Source organism: Streptomyces sp. DS1-CR2 (assembly GCF_055760475.1).
Map to the genome: position 1 here is coordinate 1,727,654 of NZ_CM147085.1, position 22,828 is coordinate 1,750,481.

Below are 22,828 nucleotides of genomic sequence, written 5' to 3' on the forward strand. Positions count from 1 at the left end.
ACGGTGCGATTCTACTGTAGGAGCAGGTAGATCCTTGGAGCGCGTCATGATCGTCATCCTCGGACTCGTCATCTTCATCGCCGCGGTGGTCGTCGGCGTGGCCGGTGTTCTCACCAACAGCGCCAGCGGGCATGAACTCACCGGCGGGTTCTCGGTATTCGGCCACGAGATGATCGGCTCCACCGGCACGCTGTTCCTGTACGGCATCGTTGTCGGAGCGGCGGCCCTGTTCGGGCTGGCCCTGCTCGTGACCGGTGTGCGCCGCCGCTCTTCTCGCCGAGGCAGCGTCTCGCGCCGCGGACTGAAGCAGTCCCGCGGCGATACGGCCCCTGCAGGGCGAGACAGCCGCGACGACCGGGGCGACCAACGCGCGGACAACGCGAATGCGCGGGGGAACGACTCACTCCACGGTGATCGCACTCCCGGTGGTCGTCGGAGCAAACGGCACTTGTTCGGGCACCGATCCGCCGCCCAGTAGGCGTGCCGCCGCACACACAAATCGCCGACTGGCCGGTGCCACGGATGCCTTTCCCACCGAAGTCCAGCAGACAACTCACCCAGGGTGGCTCCCCATGAGTATCGGCAAGAAGATCGCGCACAAAGCCGAAGCGATGAAGGGCGGTGCCAAGAAGACAACCGGCCGCGCCACCGGCAACCGGAGCCTGCAGGCCGAAGGCCGCGGAGACCAACTCAAGGGCAACATCAAGCAGGCCGGGGCAAAGATCAAGGACGCCTTCAAACACTGACCCCCCACCCCGACCAGGCCCACGCCCAAGCGCGTGTCGGCGTGGACTGCGCCAGTTCATGGACGCGTGCAAGCGCGGCCGCTACGGACGTGTTTGGGGTCCGGGCCAAGGTCACCGGGCTGACCACGCCACCGGGCTGACACCGGGCATTGACGTCGTCTTCGCCTGCGGCTTACGTGAGTGGACGGCGAATCGCGAGCCTCCCAGAACTCACGACCTGACGTTGGCATGCCTTCATCCGCCGCTCACCGTCACTGGGACCGGGCCCCACGTTAGCGCCGGGCGGCCGGGGAAACCCTTAGGCCCTACGCCGTGCCGGGCGGGTCCTGGGGGTCCACACCGGTCGAGGCGGAGGCATCCTTGGTTCCGCTGGGACGCTGTGAGCGGCCTCGCGCCCCGAGGTCGTGCATCCCCTTGTCGCCAGAGCCCTTGCTCGCCTCCTCCCCGCGCCTGCCCCTGCTCTTGGAGGGATTGCCGTGAGGATTCCCCGCCTCCGCCGTCGAGACCGTCCTGCCAGGCCCCTTGGCGGGAGCGTGTTCATCCGGGTGGAAGGAGCGGTGGGCGCTCGGGTTCTCCTCCTGATGGGTCTCGTCCACATCCGGAGACCAACCGTGTTGCTTGGTTCCCTTGTGCCGGCTTGTGCCCTCGCCGTGTGAGGGCTGAGACGGCTTCGGCTGCTTGGTCATAACCTGACCCGCTGTCCTGTGATGGGAAGGAGAATGCACTGGAATACGCGCCCTACCGGTGGTAATGAAATTCTCCCACCTGCCCGCCGAGCGGTCATATCGGCCCGAAAGGGTTGCTCCCGTCTGGCGACCGGACGGTCCCGAGCGTCCCGCACTGTCCTGAGCGGGGCAGAATGCGGGAAATCCGAACCTCACCCCTTGCCGCCTCCGCCCACGTGCTATGCGGGGCAGATCATCGTGGAGCAAACGACCGACCAGCGCGCCGCCGAACACGACGACGACCAGCCAAGACCGGATGACCAGGACGGTCCCGAACGGGCTGTAGGTGGCGGCGCTGGATGCGATCTACGGTGAGAACACGAGTCCGGAGAAGCCCCTCGGGCTGTCAGGCGCTGCACTGTTGCGGGCTTCGTCGCGGAGCCCGGAGATCTCCTGGCGGGCGAGGAGAAGATCCGTGCGTGCACTGGTCGAACTGAGAGTGAGTCCAGAGCCTTCGGCTCGGACAGGTTCGAGGGCCTGGCGCTGACGGGCTTGGTCGATGTACTCGCGGACGCCGGGCGCCCTGACTTGACGAGTTAGACGCCTGAGGTGTTCTACGGAGCGATCATTCGCAATTGCTAATTGGCAGCCGAGTCGTCGTGGGGCGTCGGGCGGCCAATCGATGGATGCCACAAGCGGCAGAACTTTGAAAGCCACACCCGACGCCCCTGGGTGGGCCAACCATACGAAGGGCTCGCCCAGTCCCGCAGACGACGTAGGGAAGTTTGACGGTCCTCGGAATCGTGCCAGCGAAGTTTGGGTGGCAAGGGTTCCTGGTCGTCAGGGCCGGTGGCAGCCGACCGCACTGCGCATCTCCGCCGGTGCGAGCCGAGCAAAGGCGGTGTAGACAGGAGTCATGCCGCAGCGCCTCGAAGGACTTCGACGGCCGGTGCGAGCGGGGCGGGCGTTGCTCGCCATCCCGATCGCGTGGATTGTTGCGGTGTCCGTGGTCGACCTTCTTGCTCCGCCCAACATTCATCTGGGCCCGCTGCTCGTCGCGGCCCCGGCGATCACGCCATTGTTCGGCGGGCCCTGGTCGGTGGGCCTGGTCTCTGCACTGGCGGTGATCGCGCAGACGATCATCGGGCTGGTGCGCGATCCTGACCAGATGCTCTCGTCCAACCACCAGGCACAGATCATCGCCCTGGTGCTGGTCGGCACGAGCCTGGTGATCTTCTGTGTAGTGCGGGAGCGCCGCGCAAGAGTGATGGCGCAAGTACGGTACGTGTCCGAGGCCGCCCAGCGTGTGGTCCTGCCGCCCCTGCCCAGGAAGATCGGACCGCTGCGCGTCGCCTCCCTCTACCTTGCCGCAGAGGCCGAGGCCCAGATCGGCGGGGATCTGTACGCGGCGACGCGCACCACCTCCGGCACCCGGCTGATCGTCGGCGACGTGCAGGGCAAGGGGATGACCGCAGTCAATGACGCCGCCCTGCTGCTCGGAGCGTTCCGCGTTGCTGCCCACCGCCCGGCGAGCCTGAGCGAGCTCGTGGCCTACCTCGACCAAAGCGTGTGCTGGGACCTGATGGAGCCGGGCGAGATGGGCCGCTACGGAGAAACGTTCATCACCGCCACCATCCTGGACATCCCCGACCACAGCGGCCGGGTCCAGACGGTCGCCTGCGGACACCCCCCGCCCATCGTCCAGCGCAACGGCCGACCGACGACGATGGACACCCTTCATCCCGCACCTCCGCTGGGCCTGGGCGAACTGGCACATCCGCAATACCACGTCGACAGCTTCCAGTACGAGGTGGGAGACCTTCTGCTGCTGTACACGGACGGTGTCACCGAGGCCCGCGACTCCACCGGCACCTTCTACCCGCTCGCCGAGCGCATCACAGGCTGGACCGAGAACGACCCCGCCGCCTTCCTCGGCCGTTTGCGGCGCGACCTGCTGCACCACGTCGGCGGACACCTGAACGACGACGCCGCCATGATTGTCATAAAGCGCACCGCCCCATCCCGGTCCTGATCACCCGGCCCCACCCGGGGCCGCCGCAGCGACCGGTGCCCGCACTGCGGGCAGTGACCCGTCAGAGCGTTATGAGCTGGGCTTGCTGCGGGTGGCGCCGCCGCGCCCGCGCAGGGTGACTCCTGCCTCGGTGAGGAGGTTGTGGACGAACCCGTACGAGCGTTTGGTGCTGTCGGCGATGCTCCGGATCGAGGCGCCGCCTTCGTATGCGGCCTTCAGCTCGGCGGCCAGCTCGTCTCGCTCCGCACCGGTGATCCGCTTGCCCTTGTCCATGACCATCCCCCTCCCGGTTCGAAGGGCGATCATCGCGCACCCTGCGGCGCCCGTCAGGGAAACTGCCGGGTTCGACCGCCGGCCCGTTCGCATCGGATGCGGGCGCATGCCGGCGAGAGGTGACTGCGGAACCGGAAGGTGGCGGGTCTCGCTGCCCGGGCGCGGGTGCGTCGTCAGGACGTCTGGGGGCACGGCGCGGGTCAGGGGTTCGAGGTCGCCGTAGAGGGCGGCGTGCAGGGCGGCGGCCAGTTCACGGGCCCGTCCTTCGCTGTCCACGTCGTGCAGGACGAAGTCGACGGGGCCGGCGGAGGAGTCGGGACGGATCTCCCGGGAGCGGATGAGGAGGACGACGGCCTCTCGCACGGTGTCATGGACGGTGGTGGTGATGGTGTGCTGCGGGGCGGTGAGCGCGTCCGCCTTGACCATCCATAGCGGGCCCCCCTGGTGCTCCACGGCGATGAACACGACGCGCTGCTCCTTGGCCTCCTTGCACGCGGCCTCGAACGCTTCCAGACCGGTCGCGTCCGGGATCCGGTCCGCGGGACAGGGCGTCGGCAGCGGCTCCATGACAAGCATCCTCCCAGCAGACAGACGCAGGCGCTGCGCGTGGCCGCGGAGCGTGTCCCCATAGGCAGGCCAGGCGTTGAGATCGTGCGCGACAGCTTTCCGCTTCCCTGACCGCGTGAGTGACAGCCCTGGCCGCGCCCCCTCGGGTGCGCGGCCAGAGCTGCGTGCTGGGGGCGGTGTTCTGGCGAGCCAGCCGCGGTGATGGACTGGTGGGGCTGCCCAAGCGGCGGGGCCCCAACCTCGGTGCCGCCAACGCAGCCTGGGGCGCGGCGCCGGCGGGCGCCTCGCGGCTACACGGGGGTCCGGTGCGGGCGTGGTGGGGGCCACGCCCGCACCGCGCGGACAGCTATCGCCGCACACGCGACCCGAACAACCGCCCCCTCGGCGTCCGGATCACCGGCCCCCTGGCGGCCTGGAGTGCGAGCGACCCGCCGTGAGCGACTGTGAGCTGCGATAACGCCGCCCAACTGCCATCCTGGAACGCCGGACAGCCCAGCCCCGTCCCGGCCCGCCGGGACGGAGTACGGCCCGACGACACGGCGAGCGGAGGCCATCATGCTGATCAGTCACAGCGTCGACGGCGACACCCTGCGCCTGACCTTGCACCACAGCCTCGACGTCAACACCCGGGCCGCAGCCGCCGCAGAGATCGAAGCCCTCGCCCACACCCACACGCCCCGCCACGTCACCGTCCAGATCCCCGCCGGGGAACCCACCCCCGCCACGCTCAGCGTCGTCGTCCGCGCCCATCGCATGTGCAAGAACCTCGACACCCCCTCAGCCTGACCGGAGCCACCACGGCCGCCCAGCGCCTGTTCGCCACGAACACCACCTAGAGGCCTCCCCCGGCCTGCACGTCCGTTGACCCGGGCCGGGAGTGACCGGCCGGTCCAGCAGCCTCGGTTACCGGGCAGGTCGGCGAGGCTGCCGGCCGGTACAGCGGGTGCGGGGATGGGGGGAGTCCAGGCGCTGAACTCCGACCCGCGGGCCTCGGCGGCCGGGGGCGTGACGCCTTTCGCGTACCCGCTTGCGGGCCCGGTAGGCGGCCTGGCGGCACGCGTGCCGGCGGTGGAGTTTTCGACAGTGTGTTTCGGAGCCACTCAGGCAGCGAGATCGGGAGCCGCTGTTTGGACACCGGAATTGAACGCTGCGTCTCCTGACCGGGTGTGACATGCCGTCGTTGTCGTAATCGGCTCGTTGGGCCGGCTGACCGCGTCAGGCTGTGCGGATTGACGGGTCGTATCAGGAGTCCGTGTGTACCGATCACGTGATTGGGTCTTCCAGCGGATCCGTCAAGGGCGGGTGTGACTGTGACGGCAGGAGAGTCGCAGCCCGAAAGGGGCGCGGTGGACCGGTCGGAAGGATTCGGTGAGCGGCTACTGGGGGTGCTGCTGGACCAGGCCCACGAGATGCCACCGCATCTGATCGCCCCGCTGATCGTGGAAGTGGTGGGCCGGGTCGGGGGCCGTGACGTCTCGGTCCTCCTGCAGGACTACGAACAACTGATGCTGGTGCCGCTGCCGGGTAGGCGGCTGACCGTCGGCGAGCACGCGCCGATTGATGGCTCCCCCGCCGGCACGGCCTTCCGGAGCGGAACCCCCGTCGAGGTGCCGCAGGCAGACGGTGTACGGATCTACCTGCCGTTGCTGGACGGCAGCGAGCAGGTGGGGGTGCTGGCGCTCACCCTGGACACCGTCGACGACGACGACCGGCGGCTGCTGCACCGACTGGCCGGCCTGGCCGCCCACATGCTGGTCATCAAGAACAGCTACACCGACCAGTTCTTCCAGACCCGACGGCGCGAGCCGATGAGCGTGGCCGCGGAGATCCAGTGGTCCCTGCTGCCCCCGCTGTCGATGTCCACCCCGCAGGTCGCGGTGGCCGGCATCCTCGAACCCGCCTACGAGGTCGCCGGCGACAGCTTCGACTACGCCCTCAACGACGACAGCCTGCACGTCGTCACGGTCGACGCGATGGGCCACGGCCTGGAAGCCGCCACCATGGCGACCGTCGCCATCGGCGCCTACCGGCACGCCCGACGCACCGACGTCGGGTTGTCCGGGATCTACGCGTTCATGGACCGGGCCATCGCCGGGCAGTTCGGGCCCGAGCACTTCGTCACCGCACAAGTGATGCGCCTGAACGTTGCGACAGGCCACCTGCAATGGGTCAACGCCGGCCACCCGGCGCCTCTGCTGATTCGCAACCACCAGGTCGTCCGGCAACTGCACAGCCCCACCACCTTGCCGGTCGGCTTCGGCGGCGACGAGCCCCAGATCAGCGAGCAGACGCTCCAGGTCGGCGACCGGGTGCTGTGCTTCACCGACGGCCTGATCGAGGAGCACGATGTCCGCGGCGAGCAGTTCGGCGAGGAGCAACTCATCACCTGGGTCAACCGCATCGAGCACGCCGAGGAAGGGATTCGGGCGGTGGTGCGCTCCCTCTCCCGCACCCTGATCCGGGAGCGGGGCGGGATCACCAGCGACGACGCGACCCTCTTCCTGATCGAGTGGCGCGGGGGTGCTGCCGACCACCTTGCCACCCTGGAATGAGGGGGTATTCGAACTTGATGGGGGTGTCGGCCATCGGCGGTCCTCCCGCGTACCTTGGCGGACGGCCGAACGCCCTGGCCGGACAGCTCGCAGCGAGGCGGCCAGCGGGCGCGCGTCGGCGGCGCCCCCACCAACTTCGCAGACCCAAAATGAGCCGATACCGCCCGCCTGGTTGCGGCCGTTGGCGGTGACTCGGGCAGACGCGAGAAAACCGCGAAGGATCTATCGTAAAGGTATGAGCGTGTTCATCAAGCTGGTGGAGAACCGGCCCCCCAAGGAATACTCGGATCTGGCGGCTGCAGATATCTCCTACGACGACATCACCGAAGGGGAGTCGCCCGCCACGTACGAGTACGACCTGCTTCCGAGCGGCGCATTGCGGATCCTCAGAGTGACCAAAGGCGAGGCCGCTGTCGTCGAATCGATCTACGCTCCCGGACTCTGGTTCCGTGTCCAGGGGCAGTGGCGCGTCAATGCGGAATAGCAAGCACTCTGCCGGCGGCCGGGCGCGTGCCGGCTGCTGGGCCCGGTCGACGGTGCTTGAGGTCCGGGCAGAATGTGCTCATGCTTCGCGTCAGCCTACAAAATCACGTCGGAAACCATCTGCAGGTGTACCGTGAATTGTGGGTTGCGCACTCTCACGTGTTGCGCCTGAAAGGACGGCCCCGGCGGTTTCACCGGGGCCGGTTTGGGGGATCACGCTGAGCGTGCTGGCGCGGTCACACAGGCGTCATGGCCGCCCTCGGAGTCCCAGACCGCTTCACGGGCCTGGTCGACTTCTGTCACGATCCGTTGGAATTCGGCCCTCTCCAGCAGATCACTCGCTGCGCGGGCGTAGCTGACCGGTAGCCGCGGTCATCAGCCAGGCGCCGATGGCCGGATCCGTCTGCGCGGAATCACCAGCAGGTCCCAGCGGCCGACGGTGCAGGAAAGCAGCAACAGCTTGTGGGGGTCTTGCTCGGCCTTGAACCAGCGACGCTCACCACGTGCCCATCAACGGGCACCTTCCCTGGGATGACCGGCCACAGGGTCGGGTTCACCGTGACATGCGTGATGCGCCCCACCAAGGGGATCCAGCACCGCTGTCAACACAAGAAATTCCGCCGCCAGGTCGCGGGGCCACCAGGCACCGTCCAGAGAGCACCAGGGGTGTCCGTTGAGGCGAGCGCGAGACGCAGCGGCAGCGAAAAGGTCCGCTCCTCGACCGCCGACGTATACGGAATGGTCGCGGTCATTACGCGGACCTGTCCCCGGGCCGGTGTACACCGGCCCGGTGTTGTGAATCGCCGAGAACGACAGGAGCTTAGAAACTCTTATGCGAAATGTCCTCGGTAATTTCAGGATACTCCCGGATAGAGCCCGCCGGGCGGTTTCGTGGTTACGCATATCGGGGAGTTTTTTTGACGGGTCTTCGAAGGCCTCGCTCAGGCTGCTTCGATTCGTCGTGCAAGTCGCGGTTATCCCGGCGCCTTCCTCACGGCTTCTGGGCCTCCCGGACGGTGGGCCTCTGGGGTACAACGACCCCGTGGGCACGCGGTAGCGGGAGGTTCAGCGGTCGGCCAGAGCGCTGATCAACTTGCGGGCCGCCGCCTTGGTCAGCCGTTTCGAGGCCGTGGCGGTCCGCTCCCTGGGGGGCACGCGGCTTGATGTCGGTGACCTTGACGTCCAGGAGCCCCTCCCGGGACCGCGTGGTCTCCAGCCGCAGCAGGGCCGTGCCAGGTTTGACCGCCTGGTGGATCACATCCGGCAGGAGCAGTGGTGGCTTGTGGGGAATGTCGGAGTCGGCCACGTGGATCCGCCCGTCAACGGGGTGCGGCCGCGCCTCGTCGCAGGTCAGCGCCGATGTCGACCTGCTACGTCCGCGAGCCCGCCTCGTTTCACGGTACCCCCGCCGCCCGCACCGACGCTCTCCACAGCGCCTCCGCCGGAAAATACCTGGTCACACCGGACATCGCCCATCGAGCAGGCGTACAGTGAAGCCACCGGAAGCACTTCGCGCACCCGCTTTCACGCGGGTGTCATTTCCGGCGATCACCTAAAAACCGGTCTGCCGACGGGCAGTCCGGGGGCAGGTCCGCATCATGACCACCACCGTCGACCGGACCGCGCCCCGCGACCTCGCCGCAGAGCTCCCGGCACGCTTGTCCCTCACCTCGAAGACCACCCGCGCCGGCCAGCTGGACGGTGCCTGGTGGCCCTATTCCCGCGACCTTGCAGTCGAGATTCCGCCGCTCGCCGCCGCCCTGGAAGAACCCTGGGGGCGCGTCACCCGCGTCACCGTGAACCCCACCCGCTGGCCCGTCATCCCGCACACGGTTCCCGTGGCCGGGAACACAGTGCACGTGGGCTGGTTCACCGAACAGGACCCCGACAAGCTCATCCTGCTCTCCTACACCGTCGGCCGATGGGACCTGCTGGTGGTTCCGCCCGAGACCGAGCCCGTAGCTGCGGCCCGGCTGATGGCCGCCGCCGCGATCCCGGGCAGCGCCCTGACGGCAGGTGTCCTCATGGCCAACGAGACCGCCATCGGGCGCGGCATCCGCGACGCCCGCCGCCGGGAGGCCACCTGGGAGGGCGAAGGCGGGGCCTGTATGTCCCCCTTCGGGAACCCGCTTGACCAAAGCACCCTGCCGCTGCCCGGGAACGGCTGAAGGTGAGCTCCGTGGAGACCATCGTCCTCATCGCGGTGATCATCCTCGCGATCTCCATCGGAATGCGCTGGATCCACCTGCTGAACGCGCAGCACGACGCGCGGATCGCGGCCTACCACTTCAGCGACCCCCTGCCGAGACCTCCCGGTCTGCCGGACGACACCGGTCGTCGAGCCCACCGCACGGATGCCGACCGGTGAGGAACAGACCCTCCTCCGACCGGGGGCAGCGGTCGGGGCGCCACGGCGCCCCGACCTGCCGGCTTCTCGCCCACCCTGAAGGGAACACACTCACGTGAAGTACATCGAGACCCAGATACTGCCGTCGCTCGGGCACGCCGAGGTACGGATCATCGCGCACACGCCTGAAGCCGCCCGAGCAGTCGCGGAAGCCCTCCGCGGCTGCTTCGCCGGAACGGAACAGCGCAGCTATCCCGGCCTCGACGGTGACACTCGCCTCCACCTCACCGTGGACACGGCAGCATCCGCCAGCCCCGCCAGCTCCTGGCTGGCCGCCAGCCGGACCCCCGCCGGCGCGCGCGCCCACTCCGACGAGATCTGAGAGGGCATTTGATCTAGGCGTATTGCCGTGTATGCCCTAGTAGGTGCCTCGCCAGGTTGGCGTGCTCTCGTCCGTTATGCGCCTGCTGAGGTTGTCGATCGAGGCAATGTGGACCATGGCTTCGGAGCTGGCGGTGAGGGTCTCGCAGTCGCGGGCGAGGCGGCGGTGCATCATGATCCAACCAATGCTTCGCTCTACCACCCAGCGCCTTTTCACAACGTGAAATCCGCGTTTCTCCGGGTTTCGGTTGACGACTTCGACGTCGATTCCAAGGCGGGCGCCGTGTTCGATGACGGCGTTCTTGAAGCCTGTGTCGACCCAACTCTTGGAGATGGTCGGGTACTTCGCCTTCGCCTGGTCCAGGAGGCTTATTCCCAGGGCGTTTTCCGAGAGGCTGGCAGCGGTGACGGTGACAGCGAGGATGAGGCCGATCGTGTCCGTGAGGATGCCTCGCTTCCTGCCGACGATCTTCTTTGCGGCATCGGTTCCTTGGCTGGTCAGGGGCACGTTATTGGAGGTCTTGACGCTCTGGGTGTCGATGACCGAGGCGGTTGGCTCGGGTAGGTAGTTCCCGGCGTGAGATTCCCGGTCAGATAGCCGACGATGGGCTCCCGCTGCGTTGCGCTGTCCAGCTCGCCGAGCAGCTTCAGGGCGTCGGGCAGGGGGAAGAAGGCGGCCTGTTTGATGTCGTCGTCCTGCGGCGTGATGTCCCCAGACCACTCGTCGATCTCGAAGGCGGCGCCAAACGCCGACGGGTATGGCTCGGAGTCGATGTGCATGACGAAGGCGGTCCGCACCGGATCGCCCACCAGCAGCCCAGTCTCCTCCTGTAGCTCGCGCCGGAGGGCTTCGTTCATGAGCTCGCCGTCCTCGACCCCGCCACCGGGGAGGGACCAGAGGATCTCGCCGTCGGCGCCGAGGCTCTCTCGCACGAGGAGGATCTCGTTACCTCTGCGGATGATGCCAATGACCAGCTGCACCCGGGGCTTGGGGGCCTTCGAATCCTCTACGTCATGCCGCAGACCGTACGTGATGGCCAGCCCGCCGATAGCCAGAGCCGGTGCGAAAAGCGGGAGCGCCCACCGTTGACGTTGACCAGGATGTTGCCACCGCCGCAGTGGCCTGCGAGACCCTGCACCTCGAACACCGGGTCCGCGCCTGCCCTGCCGACATCGTGCGCCCGTCCCGCGGTCGTCAAAGGGGTGGGGCTGCCGGACCGGGAGGGGCCCAACCCCGACCGGCCGGTCCAGCAGCCTCGGTTACCGGGCAGGTCGGCGAGGCTGCCGGCCGGTACAGCGGGTGCGGGGATGGGGGGAGAGGGACCCGCACCACGCTGGCCTATCGGGTGGGCCATGGACAGCTGCCAGCCAGCCTGACCCATTCCCGGTCCACCTGGCCGGGCACGACACGCCCCTGCGAGCTCCAGCGGGCGGCTAACGCCGCAAAGATCGGCTCACCAGGCGAAGGCGGAACCGTTTCCTCGCGGCCGGTGACCGGAGCGGGCCGGGTCGTCGTGGTCACACAGGTCTAACGCGCACACCCGGCTGAGGTCACGCCTGGCAGCTCCCGTGCTCCCCCGCCCGGACGTGCCGGGCCATGCCGATGGGCATTACCGCCCCACGCTCAGGCGCCGATGCCGACCGAGGACACGTAGGCGTGGGCGGCGTAGTCACTGTCGAGGTCGGTGATGATGTCGTCCCAGATCTCATCCATCAGGCCGGCGTCCTGGGCGGCCCAGGCGTCGACCATGTCGGTCCAGACGTAGCGGACCGTGATCGAGCGCTCGGTGACGTTCGCCCGGGCGCGGCTGGGCGTGGCGTCGGACTGGTCGACGGGGTAGATCTCCACGCGGCGGCCTTGGCCGTCCCGCACCTTACGGCGAACACCCGCGCGAGGAGCGGTGGGAGAGCCAGCACCCCCTCGCGCCGCGACGGTGGAAGCGCTGAGAGCTGTGCGGAGCCGCTGTAGGCGCCCTGCCCCCTGCGTCTCTCAGTGCACCCTTTTCCGCAGGGCATCCCCGATTGTCAGACCCTCCCCGTAGCGTCGTGAGTCCTACTCGTGGCGGCTGCGGGGAGCAGCAATGGACGACGACCTTCAGATCGACAGCGACGAAGACCTCTTCCGTAACCCTGTCTACTACGAACCGGCCGGCCGCGACCTCGACCTGGACCGCCCCGACCTCGGCGTCCCGCAAGGCCAAGACCTCCTGGACGTGCTCCTGCGCATGCGAGGACGTGTCCCCGTCGAAAAGCGCGGCCTCATCTGCCCCGACTGCCGGGACCTCCGCGGTCGGCGCGTCCCCATGTACCTCGTCCAGCGTGACGGCGTATGGCTTGCCTCCCACTACCGGAAACCCGGGGAGAAGCCCATCAGCCACGAGTCCGACGAGCACCTCGCCCGCAAGGAACGCGTCGCGAAGGACTCCGAAGATCACGGCTTCCACGCCAACATCGAGTCGCAGACCGCCGACGGGCACGCGCGCCTCGATGTACGCATCAACGGCGCCAACGGCATCATCCTGGGCTACGAGCCTCAGCTGAGCACCCAGACAGCCCGCGGAATGCGTGCACGGGAGGGGTTCCGGCGCCGCGGCGGCATTCAGTCGGTCTGGGACTTCACCGACCCCGACCACGCAGGCATCGGCACCGTCCCATACGTCCGCACGCCCAACCTGCCGGCCTCCGTCATCCGCGTGCAGAAGAACCCCATCGCGGTCCAGGACGGCAACTTCGTCCTGGAGGAGGGCCAGTGCAGCCAAAACGGCGCGCTCACCCGGTGCCCCGAGAAGCCCTACGACCCGGAGAACCCCACCGACTCCGGGTACTGCGGAGGGTGGCACCGCGTCCTCATGCCCGCCCATCAGTCGAGCACCTTCACAGGGGAAGGCGGCCTGACCCTCACCCGGTTCATCGTGGAAGCTGCGGCCGGTGAGCGGATCCCGTTCCAGCGGGGCGGCCACCACGGTTGGCTCCCCGCACAGCAGTGGCAGAAGTACCTCGAGGCGAACGGGCCCGCCCTGGACGACAAGGAGCGCCAGCCATCCGTACGACAGGGGGACCGGCGCGACAGGTGCACCGAGGACCGTCCGGCTTCGGAGGTGCGGGGTGAACCGAAGCAGAGACGTGGCAGCCGCGCGATCGTCCTTGAGTCCCGCCCTCGGGAAACCGAAGCCGCCAAGGTTCCGGTCAACGCGTCGGGTCAGGCGATCCCGCTCTGCCACTTCGGCTGCGGTCAGCCCGCAAGCCTTCCAGGACCCGAAGGGTTACCCGAGCACTTCTCGTGCCGCAGGAAGCATGAGGCGTGATCCATCGGCCACCGCTGGCTGCCCCTCGCTGTGTCACCTGATGTCAGAGCCCCCTGCCCTGCTCGGGTGGGGTGTCGTCTCGGCGCTCCATCAACGCTCGCCACCTCGACATGGTCTGACCTGCCCGACAAGCCACCTGTCGCCCCATCAGAACGAGGGTCAAATGAGCGTCACGAGCGTCATTTCAGCGTCAAGATATCGCCCGTAACGCCCACACCGCACATAATGCGCACCAGCGAAACCGCAGGTCAGGCGCCCTTCCCAGCAGGCTCAAGGATCGCCACGCACTCCACATGATGCGTCATCGAGAACACGTCGAGGCAATGCGGCGGCTTCCGGCCGCCAGCGCAGGACTGAACAAACGTCGCCGACGTCGGACCCCGACCGGCACTTAAGGTAACCGTCGAGCCACCGCCTCGACCACACTGGCGAACTCCTCCAGGGCAAGCCCGCCGGGGAGAATCTGGGGAGAATCAAGGCCCCTGGGGAGCGCCTGGGGAGAATCGGCCGCACAAGGCCGCACGAACATGAAAGATCAGGAAAGACCCGTACACGCAGGTCAGGGCACTTCCAGGGCGCGAACGCCCTGGTCAGCGGGGTCAGGTAGACAACTTCATGACGTAGCAGCCCAGATCGCTCGCTTCGACCAAACCGGGCAACGATCCACCCTCCCGCAGGGGTGTGACATAGCGGGTCGCAGTTACTTCCGTGAGCATTTTCCCAGGCTATACGGCCGACAGAGCCCGGTAACCCGAGGTTCGCCCCGGGAGTTGCCTACCGCCTCGCAAGGGGCAAGGCGTTGACACTGGGGAGTATCTGGGGAGTTCCGCATGAAGTTACCGAGATCATCTGCCCCGACGCCATCGCGGCGAGCGAATCACCCTCGCGCAACGGCGCAATCTCGGGTTTTTAGCCCCATCTGTACGCAGCCTCCTGGACCACGCTGCGGGCCCAGCTTGAACCCGGGGAGAATCTGGGGAGTTTCAGCCGAGGTCGCCCGCGGCATCAGCACGGCACGGGGCACGGTCACGGAGCTGACCTCTTCGCTGTGCCTGGCCCTCCCCCACCTCAAGAAGCTGGGGTAACGGTCGGACCAGATGCCTCAGCCCGGATCCACCGGCTTGCCGCCTGTGGATAGTTCTTCCGGAAACGAGGAAGTGCCTTGTGACCTGCGATGATGGGGTTTCTCTAGGACCACATCAGGCACGATCGGCAAGGCACTTCCGAGATGCAATCTTCCCATGCCGCCACGGCGGTCTCGTCCGCGTTCGATGACCCGAATCTGATCGCGTACGGCGGGCTTGAGCCAGTGGTGCGCCTGGCCGAGCGATGCGGCCTGCCCACGCTGGCCGATGAGCTCATCCGGCTTCCGAAGTCGAAGGACGGCACCGGGGCCTTCCCCGCGGCGAAGCTGATGTCGCTGGTGGGCGGTATGGTCGCGGGTGCGGACAGCATCGAGGACATGGACCGGCTGCGGCACGGCGGACTCGGTCGTTTGTTTTCGGGGGTGCGGGCCCCGTCCACGCTGGGCAACTTCCTGCGCTCCTTTACCCACGGGCATGTGAAGCAACTGCACGCCGTGGCCCGCCGGTTGTTGCCCCGCCTCGCAGCGCACACCCCGCTGCTGCCCGGCGCGGATCAGGTCGCCTATGTGGACATCGACGACACGATCCGCCGCACCTACGGCTACGCCAAGCAGGGCGCCGGATACGGATACAGCAAGGTCAAGGGGCTCAATGCGCTGCTGGGGATCGTCTCCACACCCCTTGCCGCCCCGGTAATCGCCGCCACCCGGCTGCGCAAGGGACCGTCCAACTCCGCGCGCGGGGCAGCCGCGTTCGTGACCGAGACCATCCGCACCGCCCGCGCCTGCGGCGCGAGCGGCCTGCTGGTCGTGCGGGCCGACTCCGCGTTCTACGGCGCCGATGTCGTGAACGCCTGCCGGACCCTGGACGCCCGCTTCTCGATCACGGTGCGGATGAACGCCTCCATCAAGGCCGCCATCGCGCGCATCGACGAGAACGCCTGGACGGCGATCAAGTACCCCAAAGCGACCTGGGACGAGGAGGGCCAGTGCTGGATCTCGGACGCGGAGATAGCCGAGATCGACTACACGGCCTTCACCTCCAAGCCGAAGCAGCAGCAGGTCATCGCCCGCTTGATCGTGCGGCGGGTCAAGCGTCTGGCCCCCGATACCGTCCCCGCCGGTCAGGGCACGCTCTTCGATACCTGGCGCTACCACGCCGCGTTCACCAACTCCCCGCTCTCGCTGGTGGACGCCGAGCGTGATCACAGGCGGCACGCTGTCGTGGAACAAGTGATCGCGGACGTCAAGAACAGCGCCTTCGCGCACGCCCCCTCCGGCTACTTCCAGGCGAACGCCGCCTGGCTCACCCTGGCCGCCGTGGCGCACAACCTGACCCGTGCCGCCGGAACTCTGGCCGGAACCTTCCACGCCAGAGCGACCACCGCCACGATCCGCGACCACCTCATCAACGTGCCCGCCCGCCTGGCCCGCACAGCCCGCCGCCTCACCCTCCATCTACCCGAACGCTGGCCCTGGCGAGGCGACTTCATGCAGCTGATCACCGTCTTGCACGCGCCACCGTCCACGGCCTGACACGCCCTGACCGACCCGCCCGAAAGGGCCCGAGACCTACGGACATGTGGAAGAGCTGGGCAGACCAGCGGCCATTCCATGCCCGAACCCGCAGATCAACCTCGGACCAGCCCGAACACCCCCGAAACGATCACTCTCAAAACAAGCCGGTGGATCCGGGCTCAGACGATCCACTCCACCTTCGAGCGAGCCCTCGTCTTAGAGGGCGTTTGATCTAGGCAGATTGCCCTTTCTGTCCTAGCAGGTTCCTCGCCAGGTTGGCGTGGTCTCGTCCGTTATGCGCTTGGCGATGTTGTCGATGGATGCGACGTGGATCATGGCTTCGGAGCTGGCTGTGAGGGTTTCGTAGTCGCGGGCGAGGCGTCGATGCATCATGATCCACCCGATACTCCGCTCCACTACCCAGCGCCTCTTTACGACGTGAAATCCACGAACTCCGGGGTTTCTGTTGACGACTTCGACGTCGATTCCGAGCTGGGCTCCGTGCTCGACGACGGCGTTCTTGAACCCGGTGTCGACCCAGCTCTTGGAGATGGTCGGGTACGCCTCCTTCGCCTGGTCGAGGAGGCGTATTCCCATGTGTTCTCGGAGAGGCCGGCGGCGGTGACGGTCACAGCGAGGATGAGGCCGAGCGTGTCAGTCAGGATGCCGCGCTTCCTGCCCACGATCTTCTTGGCGGCATCGGTTCCCTGGCTGGTCACGGGCACATTGGTGGAGGTCTTCACGCTCTGGGTGTCGATGACGGAGGCGGTCGGTTCGGGCTTGCGTCCCTCCTTCACGCGGGCCAAACCCGCGAGGTCGTAGTTGAGTTGGGCGAAGATTCCCTCGTCGCGCCAGGCGGCGTAGTAGAAGTAGACGGTGCCGTGGCCTGGGAAGTCGTGTGGGAGGTATTTCCAGGGGATTCCCGTGCGGTTCAGATAGAGAATCGCGTTGAACACGTCACGGAGTTCGACTTTGGGTGGCTGGCCGGTGGGCCTGCGGTCGAGCCGGGCTTTCCGCCAGGCCGTCAACGTCGGCTCGATCAGGGCCCATCGGGCGTCGGACAGGTCACTGGGGTATGGCTTCCGCTGGCTCACGCCGTAGCGTGATCATGGGTCGCTCCGGAAGGCGGTGTTCCGCTGACCCTCAGGCGTTTCCGTGATCTTTTCGAACCAGACGGTCTTCAGGACACAACCTCGGACGAGACGGGCAGTCGAGTTCGCAGCCTCCGGGAACGCGATAGCCGCCCACCCGTTCATACACCCCAAAATGCGACACAGACGAAAGGTCTTTACCGGGCCTGACCTGCATAAACGCCCTCTTAAAGAGCGTTTCGTCCCGGTGAGGTTGTTTGGTTCGAGGTTCAGGTGTCGCGCCAGTTCGGGGTGGATTTCGCGGGTGAGGCGTCGGCTTATGAGGTCGATCATTGCGACGTGGATTATGGCTTCGGAGCGGTGGGGATGGGTTTCGTAGTCGCGGGCGAGGCTGCGGTGGTGCATCAGCCATCCGGATGGGTCGGCCGCGCGGAAAAGGAACTGCCACGGCAGAGACCTCGCCGCGCGGCCGACCCATCCGCCTGGCTCCACCAGTTCAAACGACTCCGCATCCGCGACGAGATACGTGCCGACCTCCACCTCGGACTCCTCCAACTCGCCTGCAGCATCATCTGCTTGAGACGATTCCGAACCTGATTCTGAAACGATCAGTAAAACGCGCGCCTCCGAGCGGCGCATCGCCCTTCCCACCCGCTGCGTCCAGTCGCTGAAGCTCCACCACGAGCAGCAGCAGCGCGAGCGTGAGGCCGCGGGCACCACGTGGCAGCACTACGCGCACGTGTTCACCACCGCGCAGGGCCGACCGCTCGACCCGACCAACCTCACCCGCACCTTCACCACGCGCCTCCGCACGGCCGGCCTCCGCCGCATCCGCTTCCACGACCTCAAACACTCCACCGCCACCCTGCTCTTGGAACAGGGCATCGAACTCGTCGTGATCAAGGAACGCCTCGGCCACGCCCACATCGGCGTCACCGCCACCGTCTACGCCCACGTACGCATCCGCCTTCAGCGCGACGCCATCGACCTGCTCTGCCACGCGCTCGACCGCCCCTGACAGCCAGACGGCGGCGGACACCACTGTGTCCGCCGCCGTTGCCGTCAGCTACTGCCGTCAGCCCGGCCAGAAGCCCCGTCAGACGATGCCCGACGCGGCCGAGATTCGCTAACGGGAAACAGGCTTCGGCCAGGGATCGAGTCCCGGATCGGAGTGCAGGCAGACCAGCGGGCGATTCCCGCAGACTGCCAACTCCAGGGAGTCTTCAAAGGTGGAACCGAGCTCCCAGATCCAGCCCATACCAGCAGCAACCACCCTTCCCCCAGCCTCGACGAATACGCTCGAATAACTGAGCCATTCACCGATTGGGAAATAGTACCCACCGAGAACACTCTCTACCTCTTCCGCTAGATCACGCTGCCCTGATCCAGCGGCGAAGGGGTCGAAATTGTAAGGCTCGTCATTACTGAAGTTCGGGCCGACTCGATTGACCGGATCGATCGAGAGCCCTCCCACCGCAGCGAGGATTTCTTCAGCCAATGAGTGAGACCGGTACCCTTCACCCTCCAACGGCTTCACCCATTGGCCAGCGTCAACCTTCCTGCCCACGCTCCATCCGGACGCAACAAGCGCCCCAAGCAGATCCTCGCTGAGCGAGTCGAAGCGAATCAGGGACATCAGTTGATCTCCAGATCTTCCAGCAGCCCCTTGCAAAGGCCACAGGGCCGACCCGGTTCACCATGCCCAACCGGATTCGATGTCGGCATGGAGTTATTCCGCGACTTTACCGTTCGCATGGTTCCACCCATGATGGCTTCGGACCCCTCTGCCGCCTGCGCCTGAATTAGACAGTGCACCTCCGCGCACCCTCCATGGTGACCCGTCCGTTCGATTGCATCCGCCAACGGGCCTTCTGCCTGCTGGCCGTGCTTATTGCGGCCGTAGTACTTCGCACCTGAAGGGGATGTGTACTCGGAGGCAAACTTCACCCCAGGTTCGTTGCGAATGCTGTCGGCATAGTCACCCAGGTTGCAGTTGTGAACGAGTACCGGCGTAGCCCCCGCCAGCACATAGTACGTGTGCAGACTGGCGACGGTGAGGTTGCGGACCGCCGCCGAATGCGCCGTCCACTGCTTGATGGCCGCGACCTGAACGTGCGTCCCGGCGCTTGTGCGCAGCCATTCGCCAGCCTTGAGGTCCGTAGCGTCAAGCCACTTGCCCAACTCCTGGACCCAGAACGGATGGCCGTCGGTTGCTGTGACCGATGCGGTCTTGGTGCCGCGCTCTCCGTCGAGGTCAATAGTGATCTTGACGAGGTGCTTGAGGCCCTGGCCCTTGATCTCAGCCGTGACCGTTTCGGTCTTCGACACGGTCGGGCACCACCTCAACCAGCCTCCCGTACCTGGTCATCGGCGCGCCTGGGGAAAACGTCACCAGCGGTGGCAAGGACTACGCCGACGCCGGCTGCATCCACTACATGCAGGGCACGACCAAGACCACCGCCAACGAGGACGACGCCGGGGTCCCTGGCGTCGTCGAGGCCCATGACCGGTTCGGCTACTCGCTCTCCGGGACGAACCGCTTCTTCGCGGTGGGCGCCCCGGGCGAGACCATCGGCACCGACGCCTCGTTCGCCGGCGCGGTAACGGTGTTCAACCACACCATCGCTGGTGGTGTGCCCACCGCGCTGGTGGGCCTGGACCAGGCGGAGGCCGGCGTGGGCCTGGCTGGCACTGCGGAGCCGAACGACCAGTTCGGTACGTCGATCGACATGACGAACTTCCGCCCCAGTGACCAGACGTACAACTCGGATGCCCTGTTGGCGGTCGGTACGCCGACGGAGTCGGTCGGCTCGGTGACCGACTCTGGCGCCGTGTCGGTGATCCGGATCCAGCCCTCGGGTGCCTACACCGAGCTGGCGGCGATCGATGCTTCCGCCGACGGGGTCGAGGGATTCCCGACGAAGGGCGATTTCTTCGGCCAGAGGGTGGCCATTGCCAACACCGACACCTCGGCCGTGAGTAGCGATGCCACCATCCGCCTCGCGGTGGGCATTCCGGGACGGGATGTCGCGGGTGTGAAGGATGCCGGCGTCGTGCAGATCCTGCGCCCTCTGGACGTCTCGATCGGCGCCAACGACAAGATCATTACCCGGGCGGTGAGCGGCAGTGTTCTGCCTGGAACCGCAACCGCACGCGACTACACCGGCATCAGCCTGACCGCGGGGACCACCAACCTTTATGTGGGCGTGCCTTACAGCAAGGCATCAGACACCCCCAAGGGCGCTCTCTACAGCATCCCGTGGACGGACATCACCGGGTCCACCACGACGGGTAGCACCACGTTCAAGCCGGGCGCAGGCGGGATTCCTGACGCGGGAACCTCCTTCGGCGTGGTCGGGTGATGGGCGACATGGCAAGAGAGAAGAACCCCAACGTGAAGCGCCATGCGAGCAGTAGCGGCGGTCGCCGCCGTGCCGCCGTCATCGCCACTACCCTGACCGCGCTCCTGGCCGCCGGCCTCGGTGTCGTCGCTGGTCGCCCCGCGCCTCAACACCGTCACCGACGTGCTGCCCACCACCGCTCGCGTACCGGCCGTGCGCAAGATAGGAGGACGCGAGCACCCCACCTACGCCGACTTCCTCCAACCACGCGTGGACACCGTCGACTTCCCCATCGACGTCGTCTACACCTGGGTGGACGGCTCCGACCCCGAGCTGCGGGCCAGGCGGGAGTCGTATCGGGTGGGCGTGCCACCAATCCACGACCGTGAGACCGGCGCCTCCCGGTACACCAGTCACGACGAGCTGAAGTACTCCCTACGCTCGCTCGACATGTATGCCCCGTTCGTTCGCAACATCTACATCGTCACCGACGGACAGATGCCCGCCTGGCTGAAGCCGGACGCCCTGGGCATCCAGGTCATCGACCACAAGGAGATCTTCACCGACCCCGACGTGCTCCCGGTCTTCAACTCACACGCCATCGAGACACAGTTGCACCACATCGACGGCCTGTCCGAGCGATATCTGTACTTCAACGACGACCTCTTCCTCGGCCGCCCCGTCACTGCCGGACACTTCATCCACGGCAACGGCGTCGCGAAGATCCCCTTCTCACCCTTCCAACTGGGCCTCGGCGAGCCCCACCCCGACGAGCCCGCGCCCAACTCGGCGGCAAGAACGTGCGAAGGCTGCTACTCGGCGAGCACGGACGATTCACCACGAACAAGTTCATGCACACCCCCCACCCGCAGATCCGAACGGTGATGGAGGAGGTCGAGGAGCGCTTCGCCGAGGACGTGGCACGCACCAGCAGCTCCCGCTTCCGCTCCGTGACGGACATCGCGATGGGCGCGTCCCTGCACCACCACCACGCCTACCTCACTGGCCGAGCCGTGCCCGGCAAGTACAACCTGCGCTACATCGATGTCGCGCATCGGGACGCGACAGCCGGGCTCGCCGGACTGGCCCGCTCCAGGCACTACGACTTCTTCTGCCTCAACGACGTAAACACCCCGGAATCCGAGCAGGAACGCATCACCGCCGAACTCCACACCTTCCTCGAGTCGTACTTCCCCTTCCCCAGCCGATTCGAAGGTTGAGCAACCTGGCCCGCGCCTCAAGGGCAGCCCTGGGGACCCGGGCCCACGTGCTCTGCACGGCAGATGGCCCGATCGCGAGCCAGAGGGGTAGGTGAGACGACATGCACTGCCCTCCCCAGCTCATGTCAGTCAGGTCTGCTGCAGCGTTGGGTGCCAGGTTGACCTGCCCCACGGTTTGGGTTCCAGCTGTGGTGGCTAACTGACGGCGGGGATGGTGTCTTGCTCGAAGCGTAGTTCGTATTCGATCGGTGTGCGGTAGCCCAGTGCTGAGTGGCGCCGCTGTCGGTTGTGGAAGACCTCGACGTACTCGGAGATCGCGTTCGCCAATTCAACCCGGGTCTTCCACCGTTTGCGGTTCAACAGCTCGATCTGCATCGAGGACCAGAACGACTCCATCATCGCGTTGTCCAGGCCGTCTCCGACGGTGCCGAACGAGGGCAGGAGCCCGGCGGAGCGGATCTTCTCACCGAAAACCCAGGAGGTGAACTGGGCGCCGTGATCGGCGTGCACTATCCCGCCTGGTTCGGGGCGGCGGTTGCGGATGGCCATGTCCAACGCGTTGACCACGAGGGTGGAGTCCCGTCTGGAGTCGATCGACCAACCCACGATCTTGCGGCTGAACGCGTCCAAGACCGCCGCGCAGTACACCCACCCTTCCCTGGTGCGGTGTTGCGTGATGTCGGTGACCCACAGCTCGTTGGGACGCAGCCGATGGAACTTCCGGTTGACCAGGTCGTCGGCGGTGACGACGCCACGCAGGCGCTTCACTCGCACTGGTCCGGGCAGTCCGTGGATCCCGGCCTGTGTCATCAGCACCGAGACGGTCCTCGAACACACCTGGAGTCCCATTCCCAGGGTGAGCTCGGCGTGGATGCGGCGGTAGCCGTAGGTGCCCCGTGAGGCGACGTGGACCTCCCGGATCAGCCCGGTCAGCCACTCCCGCCGTAACTGCCGCGGTGTGGTGGGGGTGCGCTTGTGTTTGTCGTAGTTCTGCCGGGCGACCCCGAGGATCCGGCAGCATCGGTCGACCGGTGCCCCGGCATCGACGAGGCGGTCGATCACCGGGTTCGCACGGGCGCGGAACTCAGCGGGGTAGGCGCGGGGCATGTCCGGCAGCCTTTCGTGAAGGCCGTCAGTTAGCCACCAGAACTGGAACCTGAGCCCGGATCCACCGGCTTGTTTTGAGAGTGATCGTTTCGGGGGTGTTCGGGCTGGTCCGAGGT

18 protein-coding genes and 11 pseudogenes are annotated in these 22,828 nt (G+C 66.8%); 15 read left to right on the top strand and 14 right to left on the bottom strand.

From position 1 onward, the window contains the following. The first annotated feature begins 46 nt into the window (after positions 1-46). Both ACY0PA_RS08665 and ACY0PA_RS08670 read left to right on the top strand, forming a co-directional pair. Entirely contained in the window at positions 47-478 is a 432-nt protein-coding gene (locus tag ACY0PA_RS08665) for a hypothetical protein (RefSeq protein ID WP_473084117.1), read from the top strand. A 94-nt stretch (positions 479-572) separates the two neighbouring features. Continuing rightward, on the top strand, positions 573-746 hold the full coding sequence (locus ACY0PA_RS08670; RefSeq protein ID WP_383890971.1) for a CsbD family protein: 174 nt from the start codon (positions 573-575) through the stop codon (positions 744-746). Positions 747-1,051: 305 nt separating this feature from the next. Here ACY0PA_RS08670 and ACY0PA_RS08675 read toward each other — a convergent pair whose 3' ends face one another. After that, positions 1,052-1,432, bottom strand: coding sequence for a hypothetical protein (locus ACY0PA_RS08675; RefSeq protein WP_473086270.1), 381 nt, complete (start codon positions 1,430-1,432; stop codon positions 1,052-1,054). Between the two features lie 198 nt (positions 1,433-1,630). Beyond that, positions 1,631-1,810: pseudogene (locus ACY0PA_RS08680) on the bottom strand (ribonuclease BN); the annotation flags it as partial. A gap of 517 nt (positions 1,811-2,327) precedes the next feature. On the opposite strand from ACY0PA_RS08680, the gene ACY0PA_RS08685 reads away from it, so the two are divergent. Further along, the gene (locus ACY0PA_RS08685; protein ID WP_473084118.1) at positions 2,328-3,443 is read left to right on the top strand and encodes a PP2C family protein-serine/threonine phosphatase; all 1,116 of its coding nucleotides are present in this window, start codon (positions 2,328-2,330) and stop codon (positions 3,441-3,443) included. A 69-nt stretch (positions 3,444-3,512) separates the two neighbouring features. On the opposite strand, the gene ACY0PA_RS08690 is transcribed toward ACY0PA_RS08685, so the two are convergent. Beyond that, on the bottom strand, positions 3,513-3,722 hold the full coding sequence (locus ACY0PA_RS08690; protein WP_473086271.1) for a helix-turn-helix domain-containing protein: 210 nt from the start codon (positions 3,720-3,722) through the stop codon (positions 3,513-3,515). A 1,116-nt stretch (positions 3,723-4,838) separates the two neighbouring features. On the opposite strand from ACY0PA_RS08690, the gene ACY0PA_RS08695 reads away from it, so the two are divergent. The 3 genes from ACY0PA_RS08695 to ACY0PA_RS08705 all read left to right on the top strand — a co-directional run bounded on the left by ACY0PA_RS08695 (position 4,839) and on the right by ACY0PA_RS08705 (position 7,319). Continuing rightward, the gene (locus ACY0PA_RS08695; protein ID WP_473084119.1) at positions 4,839-5,069 is read left to right on the top strand and encodes a hypothetical protein; all 231 of its coding nucleotides are present in this window, start codon (positions 4,839-4,841) and stop codon (positions 5,067-5,069) included. 524 nt (positions 5,070-5,593) lie between these two features. Further along, entirely contained in the window at positions 5,594-6,835 is a 1,242-nt protein-coding gene (locus ACY0PA_RS08700) for a PP2C family protein-serine/threonine phosphatase (RefSeq protein WP_473084120.1), read from the top strand. A 235-nt stretch (positions 6,836-7,070) separates the two neighbouring features. Next, positions 7,071-7,319, top strand: coding sequence for a hypothetical protein (locus ACY0PA_RS08705; protein WP_473084121.1), 249 nt, complete (start codon positions 7,071-7,073; stop codon positions 7,317-7,319). A 412-nt stretch (positions 7,320-7,731) separates the two neighbouring features. Here the strand turns inward: ACY0PA_RS08705 and ACY0PA_RS08710 are convergent, their stop codons facing one another. Continuing rightward, on the bottom strand, positions 7,732-7,899 hold the full coding sequence (locus ACY0PA_RS08710; RefSeq protein WP_473084122.1) for a DUF5994 family protein: 168 nt from the start codon (positions 7,897-7,899) through the stop codon (positions 7,732-7,734). A 599-nt stretch (positions 7,900-8,498) separates the two neighbouring features. Beyond that, a pseudogene (locus tag ACY0PA_RS08715) lies at positions 8,499-8,624 on the bottom strand (DUF5994 family protein); the annotation flags it as partial. Between the two features lie 292 nt (positions 8,625-8,916). On the opposite strand from ACY0PA_RS08715, the gene ACY0PA_RS08720 reads away from it, so the two are divergent. From ACY0PA_RS08720 to ACY0PA_RS08730, 3 genes are all read left to right on the top strand, one after another. Continuing rightward, entirely contained in the window at positions 8,917-9,486 is a 570-nt protein-coding gene (locus ACY0PA_RS08720) for a DUF5994 family protein (RefSeq protein ID WP_473084123.1), read from the top strand. A gap of 11 nt (positions 9,487-9,497) precedes the next feature. Continuing rightward, on the top strand, positions 9,498-9,686 hold the full coding sequence (locus ACY0PA_RS08725; protein ID WP_469357687.1) for a hypothetical protein: 189 nt from the start codon (positions 9,498-9,500) through the stop codon (positions 9,684-9,686). Positions 9,687-9,780: 94 nt separating this feature from the next. Next, positions 9,781-10,047, top strand: a complete 267-nt coding sequence (locus tag ACY0PA_RS08730; RefSeq protein WP_473084124.1) for a hypothetical protein — start codon at positions 9,781-9,783, stop codon at positions 10,045-10,047. 36 nt (positions 10,048-10,083) lie between these two features. Here ACY0PA_RS08730 and ACY0PA_RS08735 read toward each other — a convergent pair. The 3 genes and pseudogenes from ACY0PA_RS08735 to ACY0PA_RS08745 all read right to left on the bottom strand — a co-directional run. Then, positions 10,084-10,608: pseudogene (locus ACY0PA_RS08735) on the bottom strand (transposase); the annotation flags it as partial. Continuing rightward, on the bottom strand, positions 10,545-10,979 hold the full coding sequence (locus tag ACY0PA_RS08740) for an NUDIX hydrolase (protein WP_473086272.1): 435 nt from the start codon (positions 10,977-10,979) through the stop codon (positions 10,545-10,547). The gene ACY0PA_RS08740 and the pseudogene ACY0PA_RS08735, both read right to left, overlap by 64 nt. 691 nt (positions 10,980-11,670) lie before the next feature. Continuing rightward, positions 11,671-11,895, bottom strand: coding sequence for a hypothetical protein (locus tag ACY0PA_RS08745; protein ID WP_473084125.1), 225 nt, complete (start codon positions 11,893-11,895; stop codon positions 11,671-11,673). Between the two features lie 232 nt (positions 11,896-12,127). Between ACY0PA_RS08745 and ACY0PA_RS08750 the strand changes: the two genes are divergently transcribed. Further along, complete coding sequence (locus tag ACY0PA_RS08750; RefSeq protein WP_473084126.1) at positions 12,128-13,351, top strand: hypothetical protein; 1,224 nt, start codon at positions 12,128-12,130, stop codon at positions 13,349-13,351. A 605-nt stretch (positions 13,352-13,956) separates the two neighbouring features. Here ACY0PA_RS08750 and ACY0PA_RS08755 read toward each other — a convergent pair. Next, positions 13,957-14,067, bottom strand: a pseudogene (locus ACY0PA_RS08755) (HipA family kinase); the annotation flags it as partial. 512 nt (positions 14,068-14,579) lie between these two features. Here ACY0PA_RS08755 and ACY0PA_RS08760 point away from each other — a divergent pair. After that, positions 14,580-15,971 carry an IS1380 family transposase gene (locus ACY0PA_RS08760; protein WP_473081058.1) on the top strand — a complete coding sequence of 464 codons (1,392 nt, stop codon included), beginning with the start codon at positions 14,580-14,582 and terminating at the stop codon, positions 15,969-15,971. 237 nt (positions 15,972-16,208) lie between these two features. Here ACY0PA_RS08760 and ACY0PA_RS08765 read toward each other — a convergent pair. Further along, a pseudogene (locus ACY0PA_RS08765) lies at positions 16,209-17,047 on the bottom strand (IS5 family transposase). Positions 17,048-17,313: 266 nt separating this feature from the next. Then, positions 17,314-17,458: pseudogene (locus ACY0PA_RS08770) on the bottom strand (IS5 family transposase); the annotation flags it as partial. A gap of 66 nt (positions 17,459-17,524) precedes the next feature. Here ACY0PA_RS08770 and ACY0PA_RS08775 point away from each other — a divergent pair. Both ACY0PA_RS08775 and ACY0PA_RS08780 read left to right on the top strand, forming a co-directional pair. Then, positions 17,525-17,641: pseudogene (locus ACY0PA_RS08775) on the top strand (IS5/IS1182 family transposase); the annotation flags it as partial. Between the two features lie 13 nt (positions 17,642-17,654). Beyond that, positions 17,655-18,062, top strand: a pseudogene (locus tag ACY0PA_RS08780) (tyrosine-type recombinase/integrase); the annotation flags it as partial. A gap of 108 nt (positions 18,063-18,170) precedes the next feature. Here ACY0PA_RS08780 and ACY0PA_RS08785 read toward each other — a convergent pair. Together ACY0PA_RS08785 and ACY0PA_RS08790 are read right to left on the bottom strand one after the other, a co-directional pair. After that, positions 18,171-18,680: an SUKH-3 domain-containing protein gene (locus ACY0PA_RS08785; protein WP_473084127.1), complete on the bottom strand. Its 510-nt coding sequence runs from the start codon at positions 18,678-18,680 to the stop codon at positions 18,171-18,173. A 349-nt stretch (positions 18,681-19,029) separates the two neighbouring features. Further along, positions 19,030-19,369: pseudogene (locus ACY0PA_RS08790) on the bottom strand (polymorphic toxin-type HINT domain-containing protein); the annotation flags it as partial. A 110-nt stretch (positions 19,370-19,479) separates the two neighbouring features. Between ACY0PA_RS08790 and ACY0PA_RS08795 the strand changes: the two are divergent. Continuing rightward, positions 19,480-20,406 carry a hypothetical protein gene (locus ACY0PA_RS08795; RefSeq protein ID WP_473084128.1) on the top strand — a complete coding sequence of 309 codons (927 nt, stop codon included), beginning with the start codon at positions 19,480-19,482 and terminating at the stop codon, positions 20,404-20,406. Positions 20,407-20,514: 108 nt separating this feature from the next. Beyond that, a pseudogene (locus ACY0PA_RS08800) lies at positions 20,515-21,605 on the top strand (stealth family protein); the annotation flags it as partial. Positions 21,606-21,800: 195 nt separating this feature from the next. Here ACY0PA_RS08800 and ACY0PA_RS08805 read toward each other — a convergent pair. Beyond that, positions 21,801-22,679: pseudogene (locus ACY0PA_RS08805) on the bottom strand (IS3 family transposase); the annotation flags it as partial. Positions 22,680-22,828 lie beyond the last annotated feature (149 nt).

Coding starts and splice junctions, on each gene's coding strand:
- ACY0PA_RS08665 (WP_473084117.1), top strand. CDS start 47: ATGATCGTCATCCTCGGACTCGTCATCTTCATCGCCGCGGTGGTCGTC.
- ACY0PA_RS08670 (WP_383890971.1), top strand. CDS start 573: ATGAGTATCGGCAAGAAGATCGCGCACAAAGCCGAAGCGATGAAGGGC.
- ACY0PA_RS08675 (WP_473086270.1), bottom strand. CDS start 1,432: ATGACCAAGCAGCCGAAGCCGTCTCAGCCCTCACACGGCGAGGGCACA.
- ACY0PA_RS08685 (WP_473084118.1), top strand. CDS start 2,328: ATGCCGCAGCGCCTCGAAGGACTTCGACGGCCGGTGCGAGCGGGGCGG.
- ACY0PA_RS08690 (WP_473086271.1), bottom strand. CDS start 3,722: ATGGTCATGGACAAGGGCAAGCGGATCACCGGTGCGGAGCGAGACGAG.
- ACY0PA_RS08695 (WP_473084119.1), top strand. CDS start 4,839: ATGCTGATCAGTCACAGCGTCGACGGCGACACCCTGCGCCTGACCTTG.
- ACY0PA_RS08705 (WP_473084121.1), top strand. CDS start 7,071: ATGAGCGTGTTCATCAAGCTGGTGGAGAACCGGCCCCCCAAGGAATAC.
- ACY0PA_RS08720 (WP_473084123.1), top strand. CDS start 8,917: ATGACCACCACCGTCGACCGGACCGCGCCCCGCGACCTCGCCGCAGAG.
- ACY0PA_RS08750 (WP_473084126.1), top strand. CDS start 12,128: ATGGACGACGACCTTCAGATCGACAGCGACGAAGACCTCTTCCGTAAC.
- ACY0PA_RS08760 (WP_473081058.1), top strand. CDS start 14,580: ATGCAATCTTCCCATGCCGCCACGGCGGTCTCGTCCGCGTTCGATGAC.
- ACY0PA_RS08785 (WP_473084127.1), bottom strand. CDS start 18,680: ATGTCCCTGATTCGCTTCGACTCGCTCAGCGAGGATCTGCTTGGGGCG.
- ACY0PA_RS08795 (WP_473084128.1), top strand. CDS start 19,480: ATGCAGGGCACGACCAAGACCACCGCCAACGAGGACGACGCCGGGGTC.